Genomic DNA, 5,253 nt, shown 5'->3' on the forward strand with positions numbered 1-5,253 from the left:
GCCCGGCGAGGTGTTCGAGATCCGAAGCGAAGCCGATGCCCGGGGCGCTCGACCAATCGAACGTGGCTGGTGCATCTTCACGACCAGCGGGATAGCCGAAAAGCGCATTGCCGACCGCATAGAACCAAGTCGGTCGGATAACCGGTCGCGGCTGCTCGCTGTTGTCGACGGTTGGATCATGATCATAGGCGGATACGACATGGTAGGAGACGGTCAGCAACTCGCCTGGCGCGGACCGAATGCGCCAGTGACCATCACCGTTCCTTTCAACAGTCGTCGCCCCCGCAAACTTGAGGTTGTGCGCCCATTGCCAAAGTTTTCGCTCTCCTGCCCATCCGTCAGGCCAGCCGAAGTTCGTCGTGCCCGAAGGATCGGCGTGGAAGCGAACCCGGACTCGCAATCCAGTAAGCGCACCGCCGGAAAGTTCAGGTGCGAGTGAAAATTGCACAGGTCGGCTGACCGGATCGGAAGGGGCGGCAGCGCCGAGAAGAACTAAAGAGAGGCTTAGCAAACGCAGACGCATATGGGCATCCCAGCGACCGATGAATGTCCGGCAACCTGTCGTCCCTGCCGATTTGGAGCCACGGATAGGATAACTCTGGCAATGAGGATTGTCGATCAGCGGCAGATCCCGCCGAGGCGCTGGCCGCTAGGCCCGGCGGTGTACTCCAACTCCTGCCGCGTTCCCTTCGCAATTTTGTAGCGCACAGGCTGCGCCGGATCGTCACCGGCCTCTACGACCCAGGCCGCTACCTTGCCTGATGGCGTGTCAACGTCCTCACTGCCGACGACCCGCGCGGTGAAAGTGCCGAAGCCTTTGTCATATTGCCAGAAGGGAACGTCGTAGGTGCCACCTTCCTTCAGCGGTAGCGCGGCAAAGGTAAGGCCCCATAGATTGCCGTCCCAAGTCGGGCCCGTCAGTTCCGCTTCCAATGGTGCCGAGCCTGTGCCTGTCTCCTTGGTGCCCCGAGCGTTGCGAGGACCATATTCTACGGCGACCCGGTGCCAGCCTCTTTCAGTTCGCTCGCGCCCACGCTGACTATCCATCCTGATCGGCAACAGAGTCTTGCGATCGACGATAAAGTGGTCGCGCATGTCGAAGCTGCCGTCGGCGAGCTTCTGATGCACGACGATATCCCACACCAGCTTGCTACCGGCGCGCGACGCCGTGACCGTCTGCAACGTCGAGCCGATCGTCTTGTCGCCAGCAATAATAGCGTAGCAGGTCGAACCGGCCTGCAGGCGTGTGCCGTCTATCGTCGGTGTCCCTGAGCCTGTGGCGGCGAGTGCCGCGACCATCATCGCCGTCTTCATCAAACCTCCGTCAGATAGGATAAACCGGCACGGGCCTTTGCCACCTTGCCAATAGCGGGATCGCCGTCAGCTCGATCGCCAGCGCCGCGAACTGGATCGCGCTGCCGCCGGCACCGGGGATGGAGGTGACGATGATACCGACGATCGCGGCTGCGATGGCCGCTGCCACAAGCCAGATGATCGCCGCCCTGCGCCATCGTCCGTCGAGAATGGACCAGGCGACGACTAGGTGAGCGGCGCCAAGCAGCAATAGCAGCATCGTCAGTGCCGGGGTCGCAGCCAGATACGCATCGGCGAGGACGTGTCCGCGAACACCGCCGGCCATCAGCATGGCATGATAATGGTCATGCCCCGACAGCATGAACTTGGCCCCGGATAGCGCGCAGCCTAGGTGGAAGGTGGCGATCGGCACGATCAGGCCGAGCACGAGGGCGTGACGCACCAAGGCGAATTGCCCTTCGCTGTGGAAGGGCAGCCGACGCCATCCGGCGATCAGGCATCCGAACGCAAAGCCGAGCGGCTTGCCGTCGCGCCGAGCCATGTCGAACTCCGCCAGCATCGCCCGCCCCCAATCGTTACCATCGCGCGGCAGGCACCGAAGCGCCAAGGTCATCACGAGCTGCGCCGCGCGGGCCGTCATGCGAGCGACAATCCGGACGTAGTGCTGCCCTCTGGCGCCATTGATCTAGCGAAAGCGATACCGTTCGCGGTTAGACGATAGGCATGGCGCGCCGGTCGGCCGCGCTGGACAGGTTCCTGCCATTCGGCCTCGACCAGCCCTTGTTCGGTCATCCGCATCAACAGCGGGTAGAGCGTGCCCGACGACAGCCCCGTGCCCTTCATCAGGTTATAGCCATGCCGCCAGGCCGACCCCTCCTCCATTAAGGCATCGAGCAGGAACAGCATCTGTTTGGAAGGGCGACGTTTCCGGATCATCCGTGTAATGCGCCATATGTAGACTTAAGAGTCAAGCGGCCCTCATGCTGCCATCTTGCGTCTCACATCATCGCCACTAGCGGGTTTCGAGAGGGCGTTGGCATTCCCGCTTCCTGATCCCTTGCAGGACGGACGGCGCGACCGGTCCTCAGTGTTGGCCCTCATCAATAGAAGCCATAGGTTGGCTCAATGGCCGAGCCAGAGGAAGGGGCGTCAGTGATCCGCAGAAATTTGGTGCCATCGCTGGCCGGAATGACTCTGGGGTTGCTGTGCAGCCCTGCGCTCGCCGCCAACAGACCTGGCGATGGATTTGAAGTGGCGAGCTACAGGCTCGCGCTTACCCCTGACATCCAGAACAGGACGGTCGCAGGGCGTGAGGCGATCACGCTGCTCGCAACGGTGGATGGCGTCCGGCGCCTGAACTTTACCGCCAATGCTCTTTCCATCGACAGCGCAACTCTCGATGGCGTGGCGCTCGCCCACACCGTGGAAGGCGATGTGCTGGGCTTCGACCTGCCCCGGCCGCTTCGGCGCGGACTCACCGTGAAGCTCGAATTATCCTATCATGGCCGCCCCGCACGTGGGTTCGCGGGCTCGGCGACAACGCTCTACACCAGCTATTTCGCGTGCGACTGGATGGTCTGTTCCCAGAACAAGTTCGGCGAGAAGGCGGCCTTCTCGCTTGATCTGCGTGTCCCGCGCGGGATGACCAGCCTGTCTGTTGGCAGCATGTTAGCGCCGCGACCGGGACCGGACGGCAGTAAGATCCATCGCTGGAAAGCTCCCCGACCCTACTCGGCCTATCTTTATGGCTTCGCGGTGGGTCGGTTCGCACGGGTCAGCGAACGGGTCGGATCGAAAAGGCTCACCTATTTGAGCGACATCATTGACGCCAGCGAGCTGAAACGACGCTTTGCCGTGACAAGGGAGATGGTCGCCTTTCTCTCCACCAAGGCCGGCGTGCCGCTTCCCGTCGCCGACTACAGCCAGCTTCTGGTTGAAGGCGATGAGGCGCAGGAGGCGGCGACATACTCCGTCCTCGGCACCGATGCGTTGCCGGCGAAACCAGATGATCCTTCGAAGGATTGGGCCATTGTGCACGAACTTACCCATCAATGGTGGGGCAATCTCGTCACGTGCAAGACGCTCAAGGATTTCTGGCTGAACGAGGGTATCACGACCTTCATGACGGCCGCGTGGAAGGAGCACCGCTACGGCCGCGTCGCCTACGACGCCGAACTCGATGTCGCCAGGAGCCGGCTCGAAAAGGCGCAGGCGATGGGCTTCGACAAGCCGCTGGCCTGGGATGGCAGCTACCCGACATTGGGCGTCCGGCGCGCGATCCAGTACAGCAAGGGCGCGCTGTTCATGGCGCAGCTGCGGGTTACGCTCGGCGATGCCGGGTTCTGGTCTGGCCTGCGTCGCTACACCCGTGACCATGCGGGCGGGACGGTTACGAGCATCGATCTGCAGCGGGCGATGGAGGCGTCGAGCGGCCGGGACTTGCGCCCGCTGTTTGCCGAATGGGTGTTCGGTAATGGCGACGTTCGCGACGCTTCGAGACAGCCGGCAACAACTAGGGCGCCTTTTTAACCGGCATCCTACGATCCCATGCCGCGCGCTGCGTTTCCTGTGCAGCTAAAGGTGGAACATTGCTGGCTTTGCGAATGGCATCAGACAGTAGGCCGCGTTGATACGGCTCCTGCGTAAATTCTGTGGCTGGCCGAGTAAACTGCGTTCCGTAGATTTGCGGACGGCCGCTGGACTGAAGATAACGATCGAGGGTTGCTGCCCCGATCCACGTCGCGTCTGGGCGTCCGCGAGCAATGGCGATCATCGCCAGTGCGTGTGCCCTCATAAAATCGTCGGGCTTATCACCATGCTGAAAAACAAACGCTGCATGATAGAAGTCTTCACCGCTCGACAATCGCCCATTATCTAGCAATGTTTGCGTCTGTTCTCGCCGGGTGCGATCGGCAGGGGAGACCACTTTCCAGTCGATGTGTGCCGGATCGAGGCGATCGGCTTGGTCGGCTTTGAAGATGGCTGTCATAGTGTCGTTGGTTGATCGGACCATGTCAGGAACATACCCTCGATCAACCCGCCACGGACCCAACCCGGTCCGTGACGCCATCCGCGTCAATTTATACCTGGTCGAATTGAAGGCTGCCCACTGCATGCAGGCGTGGCCCGCGTCATCCACATGAATGGCAATATGATCCGGTGCGCCGCCAGGCCAGGGATTATCGAAAACAAGCTCGACGCCATCTTCAATGTTACGCGCTTCGCGAGAACGTCGAACGGTTGTCTCAACTCTGATGTCGTTGAAATACTCACCGTTGGTGTCGTACCTGCTTGGCTGCGTCCACGATCCGGTCCAACCCTCCCGGCCGCGCGACACTTCAAAAAGCATTAGCGTAGAGCCTTGTGCGCGGAGCGCCCATATACCGGCAACATTCGCTGCGCACGCGGGTACGGCAGCGCCGATCAACCCCGAAACGATGATACAAAGTTGGACTATCAGTCTCATAGTGCGGTCTCAGGCGAAAGATGAAGGCCGTCAGTGCATCGCCGCTAGCCCGCTCGGCAAGGTTGCTGAACGAGCGGGAACAGCCGAGAGTGTCTACATGGCATCCCCGATTCCCACAAACGAAGGTTCATAGGGACAGCATCGGCGAGCTCAGGCTCCAGACGTCTCCCGATCCAGTCGCTTTCCCAAAACCTGTTCCCAATTGCATTTTCTCGAAACGGCCCGTCGGAGATGGAGAAACGGGACGGCTGCGAGTAGTTCAACGGTTGGCTCCGGGATGCCGTGTCGATCTGCTAAAACCGCAAACGATGGGTCGGTCTTGTTCGCTAGTTTGAGACAGCGACGACCCGATTGTGTTGAAAAAGGCTGGCTTGCAGTAGTGTCGGTGGTCTGATTCAATTGCCTTGAGGCGAGCGGAGACGGGCCGATGATGGGCGAGCGGACGGTGGCGCAGGAGGCGCTGTTCTACAGCT

General features: G+C 61.1%; 6 protein-coding genes. 1 reads left to right on the plus strand and 5 read right to left on the minus strand.

The annotated features are described in order from the left end of the window. The 4 genes from BRX43_RS19770 to BRX43_RS19785 all read right to left on the minus strand — a co-directional run. On the minus strand, positions 1–523 hold a 523-nt coding region (locus BRX43_RS19770; RefSeq protein WP_164523700.1), incomplete at its 3' end, for a hypothetical protein. A gap of 95 nt (positions 524–618) precedes the next feature. Next, positions 619–1,314 (minus strand): hypothetical protein, encoded by a 696-nt coding sequence (locus BRX43_RS19775; RefSeq protein ID WP_125996763.1) that lies wholly within the window; start codon positions 1,312–1,314, stop codon positions 619–621. A gap of 10 nt (positions 1,315–1,324) precedes the next feature. Then, positions 1,325–1,954, minus strand: coding sequence for a hypothetical protein (locus BRX43_RS19780; RefSeq protein WP_125996764.1), 630 nt, complete (start codon positions 1,952–1,954; stop codon positions 1,325–1,327). After that, positions 1,951–2,220 (minus strand): PadR family transcriptional regulator, encoded by a 270-nt coding sequence (locus BRX43_RS19785; protein ID WP_125996765.1) that lies wholly within the window; start codon positions 2,218–2,220, stop codon positions 1,951–1,953. Before BRX43_RS19785 ends, BRX43_RS19780 begins: the two co-directional genes overlap by 4 nt. Before the next feature lie 219 nt (positions 2,221–2,439). Here BRX43_RS19785 and BRX43_RS19790 point away from each other — a divergent pair, with 219 nt between their 5' ends. Further along, positions 2,440–3,843, plus strand: coding sequence for a M1 family aminopeptidase (locus BRX43_RS19790; protein WP_125996766.1), 1,404 nt, complete (start codon positions 2,440–2,442; stop codon positions 3,841–3,843). Here BRX43_RS19790 and BRX43_RS19795 read toward each other — a convergent pair. Continuing rightward, positions 3,827–4,663 carry a hypothetical protein gene (locus BRX43_RS19795; protein ID WP_125996767.1) on the minus strand — a complete coding sequence of 279 codons (837 nt, stop codon included), beginning with the start codon at positions 4,661–4,663 and terminating at the stop codon, positions 3,827–3,829. The genes BRX43_RS19790 and BRX43_RS19795 overlap by 17 nt on opposite strands. Between the last annotated feature and the right edge of the window lie 590 nt (positions 4,664–5,253).

The sequence above is a fragment of the Sphingomonas sp. S-NIH.Pt15_0812 genome (assembly GCF_003951315.1).
GTDB lineage: Bacteria > Pseudomonadota > Alphaproteobacteria > Sphingomonadales > Sphingomonadaceae > Sphingomonas.

Coding starts and splice junctions, on each gene's coding strand:
- BRX43_RS19775 (WP_125996763.1), bottom strand. CDS start 1,314: ATGAAGACGGCGATGATGGTCGCGGCACTCGCCGCCACAGGCTCAGGG.
- BRX43_RS19780 (WP_125996764.1), bottom strand. CDS start 1,954: ATGACGGCCCGCGCGGCGCAGCTCGTGATGACCTTGGCGCTTCGGTGC.
- BRX43_RS19785 (WP_125996765.1), bottom strand. CDS start 2,220: ATGCTGTTCCTGCTCGATGCCTTAATGGAGGAGGGGTCGGCCTGGCGG.
- BRX43_RS19790 (WP_125996766.1), top strand. CDS start 2,440: ATGGCCGAGCCAGAGGAAGGGGCGTCAGTGATCCGCAGAAATTTGGTG.
- BRX43_RS19795 (WP_125996767.1), bottom strand. CDS start 4,663: ATGCTTTTTGAAGTGTCGCGCGGCCGGGAGGGTTGGACCGGATCGTGG.